This window comes from Thiomonas islandica, from assembly GCF_055383445.1.
In genome coordinates this window covers 1,152,268-1,172,532 of record NZ_AP042391.1, presented here as the reverse complement: position 1 = coordinate 1,172,532, position 20,265 = coordinate 1,152,268, and the positions used below count along the sequence as shown (strand labels likewise).

Annotated in this window: 20 protein-coding genes; 14 read left to right on the top strand and 6 right to left on the bottom strand. The window is 67.1% G+C overall.

The window, feature by feature from the left end:
• The first annotated feature begins 66 nt into the window (after positions 1-66).
• The gene (tldD, locus tag ACZ47F_RS05640) at positions 67-1,524 is read left to right on the top strand and encodes a metalloprotease TldD (RefSeq protein ID WP_464926585.1); all 1,458 of its coding nucleotides are present in this window, start codon (positions 67-69) and stop codon (positions 1,522-1,524) included.
• A gap of 90 nt (positions 1,525-1,614) precedes the next feature.
• Here the strand turns inward: tldD and ACZ47F_RS05635 are convergent, their stop codons facing one another.
• Positions 1,615-2,436: a PPK2 family polyphosphate kinase gene (locus ACZ47F_RS05635; protein ID WP_464926305.1), complete on the bottom strand. Its 822-nt coding sequence runs from the start codon at positions 2,434-2,436 to the stop codon at positions 1,615-1,617.
• Between the two features lie 111 nt (positions 2,437-2,547).
• On the opposite strand from ACZ47F_RS05635, the gene ACZ47F_RS05630 reads away from it, so the two are divergent.
• From ACZ47F_RS05630 to ACZ47F_RS05620, 3 genes are read left to right on the top strand one after another with little or no spacing between them, the layout of a single operon-like run.
• Complete coding sequence (locus ACZ47F_RS05630) at positions 2,548-3,168, top strand: LemA family protein (RefSeq protein WP_464926304.1); 621 nt, start codon at positions 2,548-2,550, stop codon at positions 3,166-3,168.
• A 3-nt stretch (positions 3,169-3,171) separates the two neighbouring features.
• Positions 3,172-4,026 (top strand): TPM domain-containing protein, encoded by an 855-nt coding sequence (locus ACZ47F_RS05625; RefSeq protein WP_464926303.1) that lies wholly within the window; start codon positions 3,172-3,174, stop codon positions 4,024-4,026.
• Position 4,027: 1 nt separating this feature from the next.
• On the top strand, positions 4,028-4,537 hold the full coding sequence (locus tag ACZ47F_RS05620) for a TPM domain-containing protein (RefSeq protein WP_464926302.1): 510 nt from the start codon (positions 4,028-4,030) through the stop codon (positions 4,535-4,537).
• Between the two features lie 20 nt (positions 4,538-4,557).
• On the opposite strand, the gene ACZ47F_RS05615 is transcribed toward ACZ47F_RS05620, so the two are convergent.
• Entirely contained in the window at positions 4,558-6,867 is a 2,310-nt protein-coding gene (locus ACZ47F_RS05615; protein WP_464926301.1) for an AsmA family protein, read from the bottom strand.
• Positions 6,868-7,002: 135 nt separating this feature from the next.
• On the opposite strand from ACZ47F_RS05615, the gene ACZ47F_RS05610 reads away from it, so the two are divergent.
• The 3 genes from ACZ47F_RS05610 to ACZ47F_RS05600 are packed head-to-tail and all read left to right on the top strand — an operon-like array spanning position 7,003 to position 10,879.
• On the top strand, positions 7,003-8,217 hold the full coding sequence (locus ACZ47F_RS05610; RefSeq protein ID WP_464926300.1) for an FAD-dependent monooxygenase: 1,215 nt from the start codon (positions 7,003-7,005) through the stop codon (positions 8,215-8,217).
• A gap of 21 nt (positions 8,218-8,238) precedes the next feature.
• Complete coding sequence (locus tag ACZ47F_RS05605; protein WP_464926299.1) at positions 8,239-8,976, top strand: DsbC family protein; 738 nt, start codon at positions 8,239-8,241, stop codon at positions 8,974-8,976.
• Positions 8,977-8,983: 7 nt separating this feature from the next.
• Positions 8,984-10,879 carry a putative bifunctional diguanylate cyclase/phosphodiesterase gene (locus tag ACZ47F_RS05600; protein WP_464926298.1) on the top strand — a complete coding sequence of 632 codons (1,896 nt, stop codon included), beginning with the start codon at positions 8,984-8,986 and terminating at the stop codon, positions 10,877-10,879.
• Between the two features lie 33 nt (positions 10,880-10,912).
• Here the strand turns inward: ACZ47F_RS05600 and ACZ47F_RS05595 are convergent, their stop codons facing one another.
• Positions 10,913-11,089, bottom strand: coding sequence for an AraC family transcriptional regulator (locus tag ACZ47F_RS05595; RefSeq protein WP_464926584.1), 177 nt, complete (start codon positions 11,087-11,089; stop codon positions 10,913-10,915).
• Positions 11,090-11,190: 101 nt separating this feature from the next.
• Here ACZ47F_RS05595 and ACZ47F_RS05590 point away from each other — a divergent pair, with 101 nt between their 5' ends.
• Complete coding sequence (locus ACZ47F_RS05590) at positions 11,191-11,604, top strand: DUF3806 domain-containing protein (RefSeq protein ID WP_464926297.1); 414 nt, start codon at positions 11,191-11,193, stop codon at positions 11,602-11,604.
• A gap of 3 nt (positions 11,605-11,607) precedes the next feature.
• Here the strand turns inward: ACZ47F_RS05590 and ACZ47F_RS05585 are convergent, their stop codons facing one another.
• The 3 genes from ACZ47F_RS05585 to ruvA all read right to left on the bottom strand — a co-directional run bounded on the left by ACZ47F_RS05585 (position 11,608) and on the right by ruvA (position 15,664).
• Positions 11,608-13,083, bottom strand: a complete 1,476-nt coding sequence (locus ACZ47F_RS05585) for a cytochrome-c peroxidase (protein ID WP_464926296.1) — start codon at positions 13,081-13,083, stop codon at positions 11,608-11,610.
• A gap of 114 nt (positions 13,084-13,197) precedes the next feature.
• On the bottom strand, positions 13,198-14,937 hold the full coding sequence (locus ACZ47F_RS05580) for a phospholipase C (protein ID WP_464926295.1): 1,740 nt from the start codon (positions 14,935-14,937) through the stop codon (positions 13,198-13,200).
• A 151-nt stretch (positions 14,938-15,088) separates the two neighbouring features.
• On the bottom strand, positions 15,089-15,664 hold the full coding sequence (ruvA, locus tag ACZ47F_RS05575) for a Holliday junction branch migration protein RuvA (RefSeq protein WP_464926294.1): 576 nt from the start codon (positions 15,662-15,664) through the stop codon (positions 15,089-15,091).
• 231 nt (positions 15,665-15,895) lie between these two features.
• Between ruvA and fabA the strand changes: the two genes are divergently transcribed.
• The 6 genes from fabA (at position 15,896) to ACZ47F_RS05545 (ending at position 20,210) form a co-directional block, all read left to right on the top strand.
• Positions 15,896-16,411: a 3-hydroxyacyl-[acyl-carrier-protein] dehydratase FabA gene (fabA, locus tag ACZ47F_RS05570; protein WP_464926293.1), complete on the top strand. Its 516-nt coding sequence runs from the start codon at positions 15,896-15,898 to the stop codon at positions 16,409-16,411.
• A 93-nt stretch (positions 16,412-16,504) separates the two neighbouring features.
• On the top strand, positions 16,505-17,089 hold the full coding sequence (locus tag ACZ47F_RS05565; RefSeq protein ID WP_464926292.1) for an RNA polymerase sigma factor: 585 nt from the start codon (positions 16,505-16,507) through the stop codon (positions 17,087-17,089).
• Positions 17,086-17,691 (top strand): hypothetical protein, encoded by a 606-nt coding sequence (locus tag ACZ47F_RS05560; protein ID WP_464926291.1) that lies wholly within the window; start codon positions 17,086-17,088, stop codon positions 17,689-17,691. The genes ACZ47F_RS05565 and ACZ47F_RS05560 overlap by 4 nt, the downstream gene beginning before the upstream one ends.
• The gene (locus ACZ47F_RS05555) at positions 17,688-18,905 is read left to right on the top strand and encodes a S8 family serine peptidase (RefSeq protein ID WP_464926290.1); all 1,218 of its coding nucleotides are present in this window, start codon (positions 17,688-17,690) and stop codon (positions 18,903-18,905) included. Before ACZ47F_RS05560 ends, ACZ47F_RS05555 begins: the two co-directional genes overlap by 4 nt.
• Positions 18,906-19,434: 529 nt before the next feature.
• Entirely contained in the window at positions 19,435-19,722 is a 288-nt protein-coding gene (locus ACZ47F_RS05550) for a hypothetical protein (RefSeq protein WP_464926289.1), read from the top strand.
• Between the two features lie 17 nt (positions 19,723-19,739).
• Positions 19,740-20,210 (top strand): hypothetical protein, encoded by a 471-nt coding sequence (locus ACZ47F_RS05545; RefSeq protein WP_464926288.1) that lies wholly within the window; start codon positions 19,740-19,742, stop codon positions 20,208-20,210.
• Positions 20,211-20,265 lie beyond the last annotated feature (55 nt).

Here is a 20,265-nt window from a genome sequence, read left to right as displayed (position 1 = left end):
GCGCAAGATGCAATCGCGCGGCGCGCGCAGGGACTTGCCGCCCTTCCTACAATCGGGCGCATGAACATGATGACCGAACCCGCCCTACTGCGCCTAGATGAAGCGCGCCGCGTCTTGCTCGACCCCCATCAAATCGACGAATCCGCCTTGCAGCGTGCGCTAGGCAAGGTGTTCGAGCACAAGCTCGACTATGCCGACATCTACCTGCAATACACCCGCTCCGAGAGCTGGAGTCTGGAAGAAGGCATGGTCAAGTCCGGCAGCTTTGACATCGAGCAGGGCTTTGGCATCCGTGCGGTGCAGGGCGAAAAAACCGCATTCGCGTATTCCGACGACATTTCCGAGCTCGCCCTGCTCGAAGCTGCCGACACGGTGCGCAGCATCGCCCGTGCGGGCAAGGGCAACGCCAAGGTGCCGCGCGACACCCGGCGCAGCGCGGCGCGCGTGCTCTATGGTGCGAGCGACCCGTTGGGCGCGCTCGACTCCAGCGCCAAGGTCGCGATCCTGCAAAAGGTCGACCGGCTGGCGCGGGCTAAAGACCCGCGCGTGGTGCAGGTCATGGCCAGCCTGGGCGGCGAGCATGATGTGATGCTGGTGCTGCGCTCCGACGGCCTGCTGGCCGCCGACGTGCGCCCTCTGGTGCGACTGAGCGTGAATGTCATCGTCGAGCACAACGGGCGGCGCGAGTCCGGCTCGTCGGGCGGCGGCGGGCGCTACAGCCTGGGCTACTTCGACGACGCCCTCATCGCGCAGTATGTCGATGAGGCGGTGAACACCGCACTGGTCAACCTCGAGTCGCGCCCCGCGCCTGCCGGCGAGATGAGCGTGGTGCTCGGCCCCGGCTGGCCCGGCGTGCTGCTGCACGAGGCGGTGGGCCACGGTCTGGAGGGCGATTTCAACCGCAAGGGATCGAGCGCCTTCTCCGGCCGCATGGGCCAGCGCGTGGCCGCCAAGGGCGTGACCGTGCTCGATGACGGCACCCTGCCCGACCGGCGCGGCTCGCTCAACGTGGACGATGAAGGCAACCCGACGCAGCGCAATGTGCTGATCGAGGACGGCATTCTGGTGGGCTATATGCAGGACATGCTCAACGCCCGACTGATGGGCCGCGCGCCCACCGGCAACGGCCGGCGCGAAAGCTACGCGCATGTGCCGCTGCCGCGCATGACCAACACCTACATGCTCGCAGGCGACCGCGACCCGGAGGAAATCCTCGCCAGCATCGACCGCGGCCTGTACGCGGTGAACTTCGGCGGCGGTCAGGTCGACATCACCAGCGGCAAGTTTGTGTTCTCCGCCAGCGAAGCCTGGTGGGTAGAAAAAGGCAAGCCGCTCTACCCGGTAAAAGGCGCCACACTGATCGGCAACGGCCCCGACGCGCTCACCCGCGTGAGCATGATCGGCAACGATCTGCGGCTAGACAGCGGCGTAGGCACCTGCGGCAAGGAAGGCCAGAGCGTACCCGTTGGCGTGGGCCAGCCCACGCTGCGCATCGACCGCATGACCGTGGGCGGCACGGGCTGAGCCCTTGCGCGCCACCCGCAGCGCGCAAGGGGCTTGTCCAGCGTTGCCTCAAGCAGTTTCCGGCGTGTTCGCAGCCACGCCCGGGCCGGCTCAGACCACCTTCAGCCGCTTCAGCTCGGGCTTCGGGTCTGGCGGGCGGACATCCAGTTTTTCCAGCGCCTGCAGCGTCAGCCGCGCGACAATCAGATTGCGCACCGGCTTGCGGTCTGCCGGCACCACATACCAGGGCGCTTGCGCAGTGGATGTGGCTTCGAGCGCCTGGCTGTAGGCAGACTGGTAAGCGCTCCAATACTGACGCTCCTGCAAGTCGGATGGATCGAATTTCCAGTTTTTCAGCGGGTTGTCGATGCGCTCTTGCAGGCGTTCGCGCTGCGCCTCGAAGCTCAGGTGCAGGAAGCACTTGACGATGGCGGTTCCCGTTTCGGTCAGCATCTGCTCGAAGTCGGCGATCTGCCGCAGGTAGCGCTTGAAGTCACCGTTCTTGATCTCGCCATGTACCCGGCGGATGATCGGCTCTTCGTAATGGCTACGGTTGAACACGCCGATACAGCCCAGCGGCGGCACCTGCGCATGCACCCGCCACAGATAGTCGTGGCGGCGTTCCTGCGGCGTGGGCACGCTGAACGACGCAGCGCGGATACCCAGTGGATTCACCCCAGTAAACACTGCCTTGGTGGTGCTGTCCTTGCCGGCAGAGTCCATGCCCTGCAGCACGACCAGCAGCGCACGCTCGCGGCGAGTGAACATCAGATCCTGGATGTTGCCGATCTGCGTGCGCAGGCTGGAGAGTTCGTCTTCGATGTCCTGTCTGGACGGACCGCCGGGCAGGTCGAGCTGGGTCGGGCGGTCGTTCAGATCAAGGTCTTTGCCCGGCTCCACCAACAGGCTGCGCAGGTCAGAAAGAAGGGGCATGGCTGGTCGGGATATAGGCAAAAGCAGACATCTGGCAAGCATACCCCGGCGGCGCGCAAGAAACTGCCGGTATGCTTTGCAACCGGTCTTTTCACTTTTGGAGACTTTCCCATGCGTCGCTGGCTGTTTTTCGTGTTGCTCTGTCTTGCGCTGCTGAATCTGGGTGGCTGCGGCTATAACGCGCTGCAGGCCGCGGACGAGCAGGTCAAGGCCAGTTGGGCCGAAGTGCTCAACCAGTACCAACGCCGCGCCGACCTGGTGCCCAATCTGGTGAACGTGGTCAAGGGCTATGCCGCGCATGAAAAGGATGTGCTCACCCAGGTGACTGAAGCGCGCGCCAGGGTCGGCCAGATCCAGGCCACGCCCGAACTGATCAACGATCCAGCCGCGTTCGAGAAATTCCAGCAGGCGCAGGCGCAGATGACCAGCGCGCTCTCGCGCCTGATCGCGGTGTCGGAAAACTATCCGCAGCTCAAGGCCGACGGCGTGTTCCGCGATCTGCAGGCGCAGCTCGAGGGCACAGAAAACCGAATCGCCGTGGCACGCATGCGCTACATCCAGGCCGTGCAGAACTACAACAATCTGGTGCGGCAGTTCCCGAGCAACCTCACCGCCATGGCCACCGGCATGAAGGTCAAGCCCAGCTTCACCGTGACCGATGAAAAGGCCATCTCGGTGCCGCCCAGGGTGGACTTCGGCAGCACACCGCCTGCAGCAGCCGCATCGAAATAGGGCATGAACCTGCTGCGCGCCATCTGGCGCTGCTGGCTGGCAGCAGCGCTGCTGTGCGGCCTAATGACCGGCGCGCAGGCGGCGCTGGCGCCCATCCCTGCGCTGACCGCGCCGGTGACCGATCTGACCGGCACACTGACCGCACAGCAGGCGGCCACGCTCGATCAAGAATTGCGTGACTTTGCCGCGCGCAAGGGCAGCCAGATCGCGGTGCTGATCGTGCCCAGCACCGCGCCGGAGGCGATCGAGCAATACAGCATCCGCGTGGTAGACGCCTGGAAACTCGGGCGCAAGGGCGTGGACGACGGCGTGCTACTGCTGGTGGCCAAGGACGACCGCGCCATGCGCATCGAAGTGGGCTACGGTCTGGAAGGCGCGATTCCCGACGCGATCGCCAAGCGCATCGTTGCTGAGACCATCGCCCCGCTGTTCCGCCAGGGCGACTTTTACGGCGGGCTGCAGGCCGGGGTGCGGCAGATCATGCAACGGATCGACGGCGAGCCCTTGCCGCCGCCGACGGCGACCAATCCGTCTGCGGACCGCACCGCTTCGCTGGAGACGGCGATGTTCCTGCTGCTTGCCGCGATCGCCATCGGCTCGGCGCTGCGCGCAGCGCTCGGCCGCGCGGTCGGCTCCGGACTAGCCGGGCTGGTGGCCGGGTTCGTGGGCTGGTGGCTGGTCGGTTCGTTGCTGCTGGGCATCGTCATGGGTGTTGCCGCTTTCTTCGCGGTGTTCAGCGGCATGCGCTTGGGCGGGGGGCCTGGCGGCTTCGGCGGTGGCGGCTTTGGCACGGGTTCCGGCGGCTACAGCGGTGGCGGCGGCGGGTTTGGCGGAGGCGGCGCCTCGGGCCGGTGGTGAGATGCAACTCAAGCGTCTGGTCCGACATCTCGGGTTTGCGCCCTGGCGGGCACGTCGCGCTTTTGCGATGCCCACGCTGCAAACCATCGCCGCGGCAATCCACGCCGCCGAGCTGCAACATGGCGGTGAGATTCGCTTTGTCGTCGAAGGTGCGCTCGATCTGCCCGAGCTCTGGCAGGGATGTCAGGCGCGCGATCGCGCCATCGATCTGTTCTCGCTGCTGCGGGTGTGGGACACCGAGGACAACGACGGGGTACTGATCTATCTGCTGCTGGCCGACCGCGCGGTGGAAATCGTCGCCGACCGCGGCATCGCCCGGCGGGTGGAGCCATCGGCCTGGGAACAGGTCTGCCGCGGCATGGAAGCGCTACTGCGGCAAGGCCGGTTCCAGGAAGCGGCGCTGCAGGGCGTAGCCGGCGTGAGCGCACTGCTGGCGCAGCATGTCCCGCCGCGGCCCGAGGCACGCAAGCACAACGAGCTGCCGGACTGGCCGGTGGTGCTGCGGCTGTGAGAAGTCGCAACTTCTGACCTTCAAGGCAGCAAGCCCTTGAACAATCCGGGAGCAGTGCGCTGCTTCGCCTCGGCCGGCGAAGGCGCGCGCTGCCTGCGCAGTGCGTCCTGCAGGCTGTTCTTGAGTGCCTGACGCGGCACTTGGGTGCCGGCCTGCGCCCACAGCACGGTGTTGTCCGGCTGGGCAAAGCGGCCGCTGAGGCGGATCGGCACGGTCACCGTGCGCAGCGGTGCGAGTTCCGCGCCAAACTTTCCTTGCAGTGGGCCGGCCACGGTGGGCAGCAGCAGCCAGTCCATGCGCTGCGCGGGCAGGTCGAGCCAGCCTTCGCCAGCCACCCGCATCGGCGGCGCCTGGATCGACAGGTCGGCGCTCTGCGCCACGCCGTCCTGCAGCGCAAAAGACACGCCCAGGGTAGCGAAGTCGGTCCGCTCGCCCGGGGTGATGACGAACCGCGCGTTGCGGCGCGCGGCTAGATTCGTGCGGGCGTGGCGCAGCAGTTGCGCCAGATCGAAGCCTTTGAGTGCGCCGTCGCGCACGTCCAGCCGCGCCTTGCCCGATAGGCTGGCGATCAGCGCCTGCAGGGTCTTGCCTTGCGCTGCGAGATCCAACGTCCAGCCGGCCTTGCCGAGCAGAAAGTCCCGACCCGTCAGGGCCTGCACGATGGGCTGCACGCTGACGTCGCGCGCGGTCTGGTGCAGGGTGAAACGCCGGCTCGCCAGATCGACCTGCAACGAGGTACCGAGTGTGCCGCCGACACACTGCGCACTCAGCGGCTGCAAGATAAGCCGCGTGCGGTCGCTGCCGAGCGTGCCCTGCAGCGCGTTGCATTGCAGCTGCCCCAACAGCAGACTGCCGACCTTGAACTGCAGGTTCAGCGCAAGGTTCTCGAACGCGGACAGATCGACCGGTATTTGCGCCGGCGCCCGGGGCTGCGCCCCGCCTGCAGCGGCTGGCGGCAGCCAGTCGTCGAGGCGGATGCGGTCGGCGTCCAGGTTGAGCTTGAGCGCGGCGGGCGGTGTCCAGTTGCCCGCTGCCTTGACTGCGCTGCCGTCCACCGTGCCTTGCAGCTGAAACTGCGCCGAGGCTGGTGCAGCGCCGGCGGCCGCGGCATAGTGCGCGGTGCCCCGCAGCGCCAGGGTGTGCGTGCCGGCCGTGGCGGTGACGAGCTGTCCGGTCAGCGCCAGCGCCGGCAGGTCCAGGCGCCATTGCGCCGGGTCGATCTGCAGCGGCGAGGCTGCGCTGAGCTGCAGCGCACCGGCCTGACCTGCGGTGCCATGCCGCCATTGCAGCTGCGCCGCGGGGATGCGCAGCGCGCTCGAGCTGCCGCGTGCCTCGGCGGTACCGAGCTGTGCCTCGATTCCGGGCAGTTGCAATGTGGCATGCAGCGCGCCGAGGTGCAGCGCGTCGCCGTCGCGTTCGAGCAGCGGCAGGCTGGCCTGTGCGCGCATCACTCCGTCTGCGCTGCGCCCGGTAGTCTGCATCTGCCACTGCTGCAGGCGCACCGACAGCGTCTGGCGGGTGATCAGCACCAGGCGCGCCAGATCGATGCGGCTGTGCAGGGCCTTCAGGCCAAAGCCGTCCCCCTGCAAGGACAGGTTCAGGTCGGACAGCGCCACGCTGTGCTGCGCGGGATCGGTCTGCAGCTTGCCGCGCAGATCGACGCGGGCCACCAGCGCTGGCCGGGCAAAGCGGGCGCTCGCGCCCAGGCGCAAGCTGCCCGGGATGCCGCCGTCGAGCCCGGAGAGTTCCAGATCCAGCGCGGACAGCACACCATGCACCTGCGCCTTGTCATCGTCATAGGTCAGTGCGCCCTGCTCGACCTGCAGGCGATGCACCGACAGGCCCAGCGGGCTGCGCGGCGCGGCATCGGGCCGGTCGCTGGGCAGCAGGTCGGCAAAATTGAACTGGCCCTGCGCGTCACGCAGCACATGGACCTGCGGTCTGACCATCACCACCCGGTCGACCACCAGCTTGCGGTGCAGCAGCGCCATCCAGTCCAGGTGCAGCCGCAGATCGTCCGCGCGGGCGAACACTGCATTCGAGTCGCGCTCGCTCAGGGTGAACGGCCCGGTGCGCAGGGTCAGCGGCGGAAATAGCTGCAGCGCGATATTGCCGGGCAAGGCCAGGGTGCGGTGCTCACGCTCCTTGACCACCTGGATCAGCATGGCCTTGTACTGGTTGGGATCGAAGGTCAGCAGCAGGATGCTCAACCCGCCCACCACCAGGATGATCGCGGCCAGCACCGCCGCGACCAGCGCCTTGAGCAGCCTGGCCAGCCAGCGCCTGTACGGCACCGGCCCGGGCGGCTGCGGCGCGGTCAGCTCAGGCATGGTGCAAGCGCGTGCCGCAGGGAAAATCGCTCGGCGGCACAATGCGGGCTGTATGGTCGGACATGGCTGCCGATTCTAGGCAGCTTGTCCGACACTCCAGAATCGTCTCTGCGGCGCGGCGCGCTGCCCCCCACCATGTCCACCCCGTCCTCTTGCGACATCCTGATCCTCGGCGGCGGCCTCGTCGGCAAGGCCTGCGCGTTGGCCCTGGCCCAGAACGGGCAGCCCCTGACCCTGCTGGGCGCGCAAGCGGTCCAGCCCGGCCTGCCGCCCGATCGCTACACCCGGCGCCTGTACGCGCTGAACGCGGCATCGCGACAATTGCTCGATCAGCTGCGGGTGTGGCCGCAGATTCCGCCACAGCGCGTGCAGCCGGTGCAGGCCATGCGCATCCGCGCCGATGGCGCACAGCTGGACTTCCAGGCCCGTGAGAGCGGGGTCGAGGCGCTCGCGTGGATCGTCGAGTCCGACGCGATCGAGGTTGCGCTCGACCTGGCGCTGCGCTTCGAGCGCCGCGTGCAAATCGACCCGGCGCAGGCCGCACGGCTGACCCGCAGCGCCGACCGCCCCGGCTGGCAGGTGCAGACCACCGACGGGCGCAGCCTGCAGGCCGCGCTGCTCATCGGCGCCGACGGCGAACACAGCCAGGCGCGCAAAGCCGCTGGCATCCCAATGGACGTGCACGACTATGTGCAGCGCGGTGTGGTGGCCAACTTCGTCTGCGCCGCGCCGCACGATGGTGTGGCCTTCCAGACCTTTGCCGACGGCGGGGTGATCGCCCTGCTGCCGCTGGCACCGCTACAGGGCCGCGACATGGTGTCGCTGGTGTGGTCAGCTCCCGAGGCGCTGGCGCAAGAACTGCTCGCACTGCCGCCGGACGACCTCGCAAGCCGGGTCGGTGCCCATCTGCCGGCGCTACGGGCGCAGCATCTCGGGCCGCTGCAGCCCACCGGCGGCGCCAGCGCTTGGCGGCTGCAGCGCCAGCTCGCCCGCCGCACCGCGACCGACGATCTGGTGCTAATCGGCGACGCCGCACACCGTGTCCACCCCCTGGCAGGGCAAGGCTTGAATCTCGGCCTGCAGGACGTGCAGGTGCTGGCGCACACCCTGCAGCAGCGTCCGGCAGGGCAGGCGATCAACGATCCGCGGCTGCTGCGGCGGTATGCCCGCGCCCGCGCGGAACAGGTGCTGGCGCTAGCCACCGCGACCGATGCGCTGGCACGGCTGTACGCCGCACACAGCCCGGTGCCCGCGCCGCTACGTGCCCTGGGCCTGCATGCGGCCAATGCCCTGCTGCCGCTCAAGCAACTGCTCAGCCGCTATGCTTCTGGCCTTCCCTATTCTGTCTGACGCGCTGCGCGCGCTGCCCTCATGAACCGTCCGCCCTTTCACCCCGTGCTGCGCCTGCTGCGTCTAGCCGCACTCAGCCTGGTCACCCTGTCCACCGCCGCCTTGGCGCAAACCCCGGCGGAAGTCCGCGCGGCACTCGACAAGGTCATGCCGGGCCTGCCCGCCGATGCCAAGATCATCAAGACGCCGTACGCCGGGCTGTATGAGGTGGACATCGGCAACAAGCTGTTTTACACCGACGCCAATGCCAGCTTTTTATTTGCCGGCGAGATTTTCGACACCAAGACCCAGGTCAATGTCACCAAGGCGCGCATCGACGAGCTGCGCCGGGTGAACTGGAAGGACCTGCCGTTCAAGAACTCTTTCCCGCTGGTGTTCGGCAACGGCAAACGGCAGATCGCGATTTTCGAAGACCCGTACTGCCCGTACTGCCACAAGATGGAGGCCACGCTGCAGAAAATGAGCAATGTCACACTGCACGTGTTCGTCGTGCCCATCATCCGTCGCGAATCGATGCAGCAGGCACGTGACATTTGGTGCGCACCTAACCGCAGCAAAGCCTGGCTGGCTTGGATGGACAATCAGGTGCAGCCGCCCAAGGCCGCGGCCAACTGCGCCGATCCGCTCCAGGCCAATATCGCGCTGGCCGACAAGCTGGGCATCTCCTCCACCCCCACGCTGATCTTCCTGGACGGCAGCCGCATGGAAGGCGCTCTGCCGCAGGAGGAAGTGGAAAAACGCCTGGCCGCGGTCAAATGACCCGTTGATGACCACGTCTGCACCGCCCGGCCTCAAAGGCTTCTCCACCACCCCGGTGGATGGCGAAGCCAGCCGGATCAACGCTGCGCTGCTGCAACACGCCACCCGCCTGGTCGACAGCGCCAGCGGCGACGCCGTGCTGCGGCATCTGTGCGAGGCGCTGGTGGCCGCCAGCCCGCACATCCGGCTAGCCTGGATTTGGATCGGCACGCCGCAGACACAGGAAATCCGGCCACAAATCTACGCCGGCCCGGCCAGCGATTACGCTCATCAACTACGCATCGACCGCAACTGGCTCACGCGCAAGGGGCCGGTCTTTCAGGCCATATTGCGGCGCGAAATCGCCTGGATGCACATCAGCCGCCTGTCGTTTTACCGCCCGTGGCGCGTAGCGGCGCGGCGTCATGGCTTTGGCGAGGCCATTGCCATGCGGCTCGACGATCTGCCGGCAGACCAGATTGGCGTTGTGGTGTTCTACGCCGATCAGCCCGACTACTTCGAGCGTGTCGGTCTGGCGCCGTTTCGTGCCTTCGTCGATCTGGCCCGCGCCGCGCTGCGCCAGTCGCACACCCTGGAGCAGCTCGAACTTGCGGTGCGTCACGATGCCCTCACTGGCCTGCTCAACCGCTACGGTATGCGTGAGGTGCTCGACGATGCGCTGGCGCGCGCACGCACCTTGGGCGAGCCGTTTGGCCTGATCCTGCTCGACATCGACCGCTTCAAGCTGCTCAACGACTCGTACGGCCATTCGGCAGGAGACAGCGCGCTGGTGCATCTGGCGCGGTTGCTGCGCGACAGTCTGCGCGAGGTCGACCGCATCGGCCGCTGGGGTGGTGAGGAGTTTCTGGTGCTGCTACCACGGGTGGATCTGGGCGGCGCGATCCAGACCGCCGAGCGTCTGCGCGAACGCATCGCGGCACGGCCGCTGCAGCTCGGCCAGCGGCAGATCGCGCTGACCGCCAGCTTTGGCGTCATCGCCTGGCAGAATCCCCACGACAGCGCCGAGCGGCTGCTGGCGCAGATCGACTCGCTGCTGTACGACGCCAAGCGCAGCGGACGCAACGCGGTGCGCTCACCGCTGGATGCGCAAAGCAGCGTGCTCAGCCTGGGCGCGCGGCTGCAGGACGCACTGGCCGAGAGCCGGCTGCGCGTGGCCTACCAACCGCTGATCGACCTGCAGCACGGCGCAGTGATCGGTTACGAGGCGCTGGCGCGCTTGGTCGCCGAGGATGGCAAGGTCGAGCCGGCCGGTCGCTTCATCGAGGCAGCGCACCGGTTGCGGCTCGAGCACCGCATCGACCGGGTGGTGATCGAGCAGGCGCTGGCGCACTGCGCTCAGATCAACGCCGACACCGCAGGATGCAGGCCGATCCGGCATCTGCTGAACTGCTCGGCCGACTTCCTCAGCCGCAAAGACTGCGTCGACCGCCTGCTCGGTCTGGCGCACGCCCACTGCGTCGCTTGCCAGCATCAGCGCCAGGGCGAACTGCCAGTGATCCTCGAAATCACCGAGCGCCAGTTGCTGCGGGACCGCAAGGCCACTCTGGCGCAGCTTCAGGCTTTGCTCGATATCGGCTTCGAGCTGGCGATCGACGATTTCGGCAGCGGCTACTCCTCCTTCCTCTACCTGCTCGACCTGCCGGTGCGCTACCTCAAGATCGAAATGGAGCTGGTGCAACGCGCGCAAGCCGACCCACGCGCGCTGACCGTGATCCGCAGCATCCAGTCAATGGCGCGCGAGCTCGGCATCCGCACCATCGCCGAGGGCATCGAAACCGAGGCACAGGCCGCGCAGATGCGCGACATCGGCATCGACTGGGGGCAAGGTTTTCTCTGGGGCAAACCTGCGCTCGAAGACGCAGCGGCAGGCCATGCGCGAGGAGCGCAACCACCGCCGCGGTGAGCGCCGCCAGCGCAAACTGCAACCCCACACAGGTCAGCGCCGGGCTGGCCGCCACTGCATCTGCCTGCCCTTCAAACCCCAATGACAATCTGGGTTGAACATTCTTGCCGACGGATAACCGCTGGGCCTGACGCCGAACGCATGCTTGAACAGCCGGTGCAGATGCGACTGGTCGGCAAACCCCAGTTTGGCCGCGACCTCGGCCGGCACCAACAGGCGATACCCGAGCAGTTTGCACTGGTTGTGCTTGTCGCGTCATGTCGGACAGCGTAAAAAGGTCGTGTGAGAACGGCCTGATCGAGGAGACTGCAATGCAACTGCGTGATCTGGAACCAGCAGATTCTCGCCAACTCGCGCAGGACCTGCTTACAGCCGACGCGCTGGTGCAGCGCTGCTGTGACGCGGAACTGCTCAGCGGCTCTCAGCACGACCTGCCCTTGCTGCAGCGCACCCTGGCGCAGCTGGGCACACCCGATGCCGTGCAGCTGCGGGCGATCGCCGCCGCGTTCGGACAGGTGCTGCTGCATTCGCAACCGGGCAGCGAATGGGCGGTGGTGCGCGGTGCGCGGCAGCGTGGCCTGGCTGTACGCCGCTGCGGCACACTGCAATGGGTGTCGCCCGAGGGCGCACTGCGCTCGCATCTGCAAAGCCAGCGCAGCGCCGACCTGCAAGGTCTGCTCGCCATGCTGCTTGCACGACTGAATCCGCCGGCGCTCGCTGCGTGAACGTCAAGAGGCGGGGCTGGACGGGCGATAGCCGTCGTTCAGTGTCTTGAGAAAGGCGATGATGTCGCGCATGTCCTGCGCGGTCATCGCGGGTTGTTCGCCCGGTTTGCGGTTGAGCGGCGGATCTGTCACGTCCACGTTGGCGCGGTACGGCAGCGGCAAGTCGTTGTACTTCTGCACTTGGCCGTCCACGGTGGGATAGATCTTGCCCGGCTGCACATCGCGGAAGTTGTAGAAGTCCAGCACCTGCTTGAGCGAGTGATAAACCCCGTTATGGAAATACACCGGCCGCTGCGCCACATTGCGCAGCGTGGGGGTAAGGAACATGCCGCAGTAGGCAGTCTGGTTTTTCAGGTCGGTCCGGAAGGGGCCGCACAGCCCGATATCGAAGTAGTGCGGGTTCTGGTTCGCCAGAATATGTGGATTGCGCGGCACACCCAGCGCCTCGTACTGGGTGTCGGTGAACAGCGGCGGCAGACCGTCCGCGGTCGGCTTGTCCAGATGGCAGGCGGCGCAGTCGCCCTTTTTCACGTCATTGAACGCCAGGTAGCCGCGCATCTCCTGCGGTGACAGCCGCGCCTTGCCCTGCAGCCAGGCGTCGAACTTACTGCTGAAGGCATGAAAGCTCGGGTCTTCGATCTGATACCGGGCAATGGCGAACAGCGCCTCGGCCACCACCTGCTGCGGGCTGTCGAACACATTGGGGCCGAACAGCTGCACGAAGTCATGCGCATACGGCTGGCGTTCGATGATCGCAGCCACCCGCTGCGGGCTGCCGGCGTCCATTTCCACCGGATTGAACAGCGGCCCTTCTGCCTGCTGCTGCAGGGTATTGGCCCGCCCGTCCCAGAACAACCCGCCCTGCGGCACCAGATTCTGCGCGGCCTGTGCAGTGGCGGCGGCAGTCTTGGTGCTGCGGTGGGCCCCCTGCGCGGCCTGGATCAGCTGGGTCAGCGTGGTGCTTTCGTTGGTGTCGTTGTCGGGGCCGATGGAAAAATTCTGCTGCCGGTAGAGGTAGGCCAGCGACGGCGGCGGGCGAAAGCCGGATGAGGTCATATTCGGCCCGCCCAGCATCACCGGCCCACTGCCCGGTGGCGGGCCGTAGTCGGTGGCTGGATCGTGGCAGGAGGCGCACGACTGCCTGCCTGATGCCGACAATGCGGTGTCGAAGAACAACTGCCTACCCAGCAGCGCCACGGCCGACAGCGGCTGCCGTGGCGGCAGCACCAGCCGCACCGGGTGGGGGTTGCCGCCGAGCGCGAAAGTAAAGCACTGCACCGGATGCTGCAGCCAATCGATGGGGGGAATGCTCGGCTGCTCTCGCATACCCCAGGCCAGCGCGCCGCCGCCCCCCGCAAGGGCAGCGACCAGCGCAATGGCCAGGCGGCGTGCCCAGTGCGAGCGGCAGCACGGCCTGCTCGCAGGCGCCTGCGCAGCGGCCGAAGAAGCGACGGCATGGAGAGATGAGGTAACGGACATGGTGCGGCTGCACGGCGAATTTCAGTCTGTTCCGCGAGTCACGTCACGGACGAAACCCGCGGAAAAGACCGCCCCAAGCGGGGCGCGGTCTGCAGCGAAGGCCTGTTCAGCCGATCAGCTTTGCTTGGTGAACAGCGAGACGTCGAACTGCGGTGTCAGGCTGCCCGCAGGCGGAGTGCTCAGCACCGTGCCCTGTACCGGATCGATGAACACCTTGGGCACGCTGCCCACCGACTTGGTGAAGTCGAACAGGTTGTTGATCGACCCCGCCGTGGTGTCGAACGATCCACCGCCCAGGCGCTGACCGCCGAGCCAGTTGTCCTCGATGAACCGCACGATGGACGCCTGGCTGATGGGCGTGTGGCTCACATAGTTGGTCTTGGCCCAGGGCGAGATCACTAGGAAAGGAATGCGCGTGCCCGGACCGCAACGGCCATTGACCGGCTTGCCGTTCACGCCACTCAGCGGCGTGCCCTTGCCGCACACGCCCGCCCCATTGAGCTGGTCAGCCTGGCTGTCGAAGGAGGGATTGGTGGTGTTGGCAAACGCATGGTCATACCAACCATCGGAATCGTCCCAAGTGACGATCACTGCGGTGCTGTTCCACTGCGGCTGCTGCTCCAGGAAGTTGACGACTTGCGACACGAAGGCCTGCTCGTCCAGCGGATCGGAATAGCCGGCGTGGCCATCTTCGAAGGCCGGGGCCTTGAGATAGGCCACAGCAGGCATATTGCCGGCCTTCACTGCGGCGAAAAAGTCCCGCAGGCCATATTCGTGGTTGGCCGGATCGACGGTCTTGTTGTCAGTCTCCAGGGTGTGGCCGATAGCCAAGATCGAGCTCGGGCGGGCATGCGTGGGGTTGGCCGTGCTCTTGTCGTATTGGAACCAGTTGTGGTGCGGGATGTAGTCGCCCACAGTGGAGTTGACGACTGGTGAGAAGGTACTGCGCTTGCAGCCCGTCGTGCCGTTGGGGTTGGTCACACCAAGGTTGAACCCGCCCATGAACCCGCCCCAGGAAATGTTCTTACCGTTGAGCAGATCGCCGATGTTCTTGCCCGACATCGAGACTTGATTCGTTGGGCTGGAACAGATGTCATAGGCCGGATCGACATCGTTGATCATGGTGTAGCCGCCCTGCCCGTCGCTGATGTAGTACGAATACTTGCTCAGGGTAAAAGGCTGGTCCGTGGTCGCGACGAGATTCACGCCATTGGTCTGGCCGCTCACCGCCTCGAGCGCGCCCGGGGTGGACGGTCCATAGGTGTCGGTATAAGCGTCATCGCTCATGGCGAAGTTCTGCGCGTAGTTCCACAGCCCGGTGACGGTGTTGCCGTCGAAATAGCCCATGACCTGGCCCTTGGTACCGAAGGCGCCCACGCCGCCCGTCGTTGCCGCGCCGGTGTATTTGGGGAACAGGTCGGCCTTGCCGCCGTCGTAAGCCTGTTGCTCGGCGGTGTAAGCGTGGTTTTGGTCGGCGGTGGCAGCCTGGGTGCGGTCGAGACGGTAGGGCTCGGCGGCATCGGTGCCGTTGATGGAGTTGGTGAAGTTGGGGTTGTTGCTCAGCAGATTGGCGCTGACCAGATTGTTGACCGCAGGCGTGCCGGCCTTGGCGGTGAACGCCGGTTCGCCCGCCGGGTTAGTGGCCGTGGGATAGGTAGCGAAGTAGTGGTCGAATGACACGTTTTCTTGATACAGCACGACCAGATGCTTGATCGGCGTGGCCGTGGGAAAGGCGCGCGCCGCGGTGTAGTTGGTGCCGGGCACGGTAGCGGCGCTGGAGCCGCCGCCGCAGGCGGCCAGGCAGGCGGCCACCCCGGCCACAGCCGCGGTTGCCAGAAGAGTTTTGCGCAACATGAGAGACTCCCTCAGGGTTGTGAACGAAGGTGACGGGCCGCACGGCGCCGGATCTTCAGACGATCCCATTCTTGGAAGCCGGTATGACGGCTACGTGACCGGCGCGGCCACGGAAACACTTGCTTGCAGGCGATACAGCCTGCTTACAGACCTACCGCGCCAGGCTCTTGAGCGCGGCGCGGATGCCGTCGCCCACGCTGCAGCCTTCGGGCAACGCCTTGACCGCGGCTGCCGCCTCGCGCTCGGAGTAGCCCAGTGCGATCAGGGCCTGTAACACATCCGACAGGCTGCCGGCGGCAGCGGCCGTGGCACCGCCGCCCAGATCGGGCCCTAGCTTGCCCTTGAGTTCGAGCAGCAGGCGCTCGGCGGTTTTTTTGCCGATACCGGGCACGCGGGTGAAGCGCGCCGCATCCTGCTGCGCGACCGCCTGCGCGATCTCTGTCACGCTCAGCCCCGAGAGCACCGCCAGCGCAATACGTGGGCCGATGCCGCTGATCTTGAGCAGCTCGCGAAAGGTGGCGCGCTCGCCTGCGGTGGCAAAGCCGTAGAGCAGGTGCGCGTCTTCGCGGATGACGGTGTGGGTCAGCAGGGTCACGGTGTGCCCGACCGCCGGCAGGTCGTAGAGCGTGCTCATCGGCACATCGACCTCGTAACCCACTCCGCCGACATCGAGCAGGATTTGCGGCGGGGATTTGTCGAGCAGTGTGCCGTGCAGTCGTCCGATCATGCACAGACTTTAGCAGCGCGCGACGGGGTCGCCGCCAAGGCAACACTGCATCAGCCCTTCTGGTGCTGCGCACCGAGCTGCGGGATGGGATGCAAGACGCACACCACAGCCCTCGCCCAGCGATGGCGAGGAGGTGCAACACGGCAGACTGCCCGCAGCCCGGATGCGCAGCGCGAAGGGGACTTGTTCAGTGTTGCTCTAACATGCCCGGATTGTTCCGCGACTTCCTCCATGACCCGACCCTCCTCCTACAGCAAAGACGATCTGATCGCCTGCGGCGAAGGCCGCCTGTTCGGCCCCGGCAACGCGCAACTGCCGCTGCGCGAGATGCTGATGATGGATCGCATCACCCTGATCACCGACGAAGGCGGCACCTACGGCAAGGGCCACATCCTGGCCGAGCTCGACATCCACCCGGACCTGTGGTTTTTCAAGGTGCACTTCCAGGGCGACCCGGTGATGCCCGGCTGCCTGGGGCTGGATGCGATGTGGCAGCTGGTGGGCTTTTATCTCGGCTGGATCGGCGCGCCGGGGCGCGGCCGGGCACTGGGTGTCGGCGAAGTCAAGTTCACCGGACAGGTGCTGCCCAGCGCCAAGCTCGTGCAGTACCGCATCGACCTCAAGCGCGTGATCAACAATCGCCTGGTCATGGGCATCGGCGACGGGGTGATGTGCGTCGATGGCCGCGAGATCTACACCGCCAAGGATTTGCGCGTCGGGCTGTTCACTTCGACCGAGGGGTTCTGAACGCCAATGCTGCGGGCTGCGCGTTTACCCTAGAGCAAGCGACATCGGATTTTGTTATTTTCTGCATCAATCGTTGCAGATCATGTCGGTTCGATGGACGATTGCAGCCTGCTCGCCGCCTGTGCGCAAGGAGACACCCAAGCGCTCGAACGCCTGCACGCCCGCCATGCCCGCGCAGCGTTCGCGTTTGCGCTGCGGCTTTGCGGGCGAGCGCAAGATGCCGACGACGCTGTCGCCGAGGCGTTCGTCACCGTCTGGCAGCAAGCGGCGCGCTACGACCGTCGCTCGAGCGTGCGCACCTGGCTCCTCGGCATCGTCCGCCACAAGGCGCTCGATCTGCTTCGCCGGCGTGAGCAGGCACCGGCTGCGGCCGACGAGGACGAAGCGCCCGCCGTCGAGACCGCCGACCCAGGCGCAGATCCGTTCGTGCAACTTGCGCGGCAGCAGCAGGTCGAGCAACTGCAAGCTTGCCTCAATGCGCTGCCGCTGCCGCAGCGCGAGGCGCTTTACCTTGCGCTGGTCGAGGGTTTGACGCTGCGCGAGATCGCCGCGATCCAGCAGGTGCCAGACAATACGGTGGCCACCCGCATCCACCACGCCAAGCGTAAGCTGCGCGACTGTTTGATGACCGCAAGCGGATTGAAGAACCCGGGCGCGCGGTGCGACTCAGCAACATGAGCACCCCACCCACCCAGCCCTCCGAGCGCGACGACCCGCTTGCGCCGCACAGCGAAGCCGAGCGTCTCTGGCTTGCGCATAGCGCCGAACAGCTGCGCGCGCAGCGCGACGCACTCGACGTCTCGGCCAACTGGTCTCGCATCGCGCAGCGTCTGCACACCAGCGAGGCCACGGGTTCGCCACAGCAAACGCCGCAGCCGCATCGCACGACTGCCACCGGGCTTACCGCGCTCGGCGCCTGGCTGTCGAGCTGGCGGCAAGGGTTGGCCGGCTTTGCTGTGGGCGCCGCAGCGGCGGCGGTGGTGATAGCGTTCACACTCAGCCCGGCGCTGCACGGGCCGGCGCAGACTGGCACCACGCTGCAGCCGCTCGGTCAGGCGCAGCCCGCCTCGGTCGAGACGGTGCAGCTGCAGATCGTCTTTCGCGATCAGGCGCGCATCGCCGAGGTGCGCGCGACGCTGCAGGCAGCCAGTGCCAGCGTGCACGACGGGCCAAGCCGCCTTGGCGTCTGGCAGGTCGAGGTGCCGAAGGCGCGGGCCAGCGCCGCGCTCGAGCAACTCGCCAAAAGCGCCGTGGTCGAGCACATCGCGCGCCAGCCATGAGGCGCCGCCTGCTTGTCGGGCTCGCGCTTGCGCTGTTCGGCGCGGCAGCCAGCGCACAGACTCCCCAAGCCGAGCCGGGGCCGCGAGGCGGGATCGGTCTGGGCGTGCAGATCGACCTCGGCGCACTCTTGCGCGCTGCCGGCGCGTTGCTGCGCGGTGCGCCGCAGGCCAGCGACGCCGAGCCCTACGTCCCCGAGCAACTGATCGCCGCCTGGGACGACTCAGACCCCGTCACCGCAGCCGAACTCGCCGCCGCGGTGCAGGCAAACGTCGTGCAGGATGAAACGCTGCCCGCGCTCGGTCTGCGGCTTGCCGTGCTGCAGCTGCCCGCGGGCGACCCGCCACAGGCGCTGCAGACGCTGCGCGCGCGCTTTCCACAGATCGTCGTCGATCGCCACAGCCTGCTGCGCGCGCAAACCGCGGGGGCCGCGCGGCAATACGCCGCCGCGCTCGTTGGCGCCGGGCAGGCCGCGCCGCCGCTGCCGCGCGCGGTGCGCATCGGCGTCATCGACGGCGACGCCGGCGCGCCGGCGCCCGCACTCGATTTGGCCGGGTTCGATCGCCAGGCTTTCGTCGCGCAGCCCGCCGGCGGGGAGCACGCGGCGGCGGTACTTTGCGAGCTTGCCTGCGCCGCTGACACCGGCTTTGCTGGCTTCGCCCGCGGCAGCATGCTGCTCGCCGCCACCGTGCTCACACGCAGCGGGCCGGGCGCTGCATCGGCGCCGAGCGCCGCCGTCGTGCGCGCGCTCGACTGGATGCTCGCGCGCGCCGCCGCCGTCGTCAATCTCAGCCTAGGCGGGCCGCCGGACGCGGTGCTCGCGCTCGCCGTGCAGCGTAGCCTGCAACGCGGGCTGACGCTAGTCGCCGCCGCTGGCAATGGCGGCAACCAGGCACCGCTGCCTTACCCGGCGGCGCTTCCCGGGGTGATTGCCGTTGCCGCAGTCGATGCCGATGCCAAACCCTACGCCGCAGGCAACCGCGGCGCGAACCTGCGCATTGCCGCGCCCGGAGTCGACCTCTGGCTGCCGGTCGGCGGCGGCGCCTACCTCAGCGGCACCTCGTACGCCGCGCCGATCGTCACCGCCTGGATCGCGCAGCGGCTTGCGCGCGGCCTGCCGGCAGATGCTGCCGCGGTCTGCGCCAGCGCCCGCGACCTGCCACCGCCCGGCTCTGACCCGATCACCGGCTGCGGCCTGCTGCAGTGGGCGCGGTAGCGCCCCGCTCGCTCGGGTGTGGCCAGGGCCGCTGAGGGTTGAAGAAGCGCCGTACTCGCGGCCGACTCAAGGGTGTCCCAACACCCCAAGGAGTCGACCATGTCCGCTGCACGCACTTTCTTCCACTCTGTTCGCAGCCCTTGTGCTCGTCAGCGCGCACGCCAACCCACCTGGCGCTGCAGCGCAGGACGCCCGCGTTCTGCGCGGCAAGATCACGCAGCCGGTGCCGCGCGAGCGACCGCCCCGGCAGCTCCCGCCGCTCCCGGCTCGCCCGGTGACGGCACGCAGCTGCAACGCGGCATCGAGAAAAAGACATCCTCCGCGGAATGGCCATCGCCAAACCCGGCGCGATCACGCCCCACGCCAAGACCGCGCAGCCGATCGCGTGCCCGCCTTGCGACACCTTGCCTAAGTCGCCGGACGCGACGCGGCGCAATTGAAGAAAACCGCCGGCTGCAGCGACTCAGCAGCAGCAAAGGCCGATATGCCAAGGCTCGAGTCCCACCATCCGATTCAAGGAGTTACGACCATGCACTCACTTCGCTTTGTCATCGTCGGCGCGGCGGTCGCGCTCGGCAGCTTCAGCGCAGCGCAAGCCGCGCAAAATCAGGGAAATCACCCGCCGCTGACCACTTCGCCAACGCACACCATTTCGGCCAAACCGCATCAAGAAAAAATCAAACTCCCGCAGACGCCCTCACCCGGCAGGCCGCATCTTGCACCGCACCCCATCGAGGACCGCAAGGGGCCGTTGCCCAAGCCGACGCCGGATTGCGGCCCGACCTTCCCTGGCAAACCCGGAACCTCGACCTGCTGAACCATAGGAGCGCGATCATGCAAACCAAACACGCCTTGCTGGCCAGTCTCCTTTTTGCGGTGTTCAGCGGCCCGGCGCTGGCCGTGCCACCGGTCAAGGATCCCTGTCCACCGGGACAGGTCTGGTCACCCAAGCTCAAGATGTGCCTGAAGGCTGACCATGCCCGTGCCGAACCTGGAGTGCCAAAAAACGATCCCGAAGTCGGGCCGCAAGACCCCGGCGCGGGCGGGCCGTGGCCGCATCCGATCGATCCGCTGCCGCCGAAGCCGAGGCATGTTGGCAGCGCGGTCGATCTGCCGGTGCGGCCGCATATGCCGCGCGACCCGGGCGATGGTTCGGGGCAGCAACCGGTCGACCCGGGTGGCACCGCAGTGCCCGTTCCGGTCAAGCCTCGGCCAGTTACCGCCCCGGTGAAGCCCCATCCGATCGACAAGGTCAAGCCGGTGCCAATCGAGGATTGTCGCAAGGTCAAGCCACCGACCTGCTGAACCTGACGCACCCCGATTCGATGAGACGATGAGCAAATCAGGTCGATACAAGCCG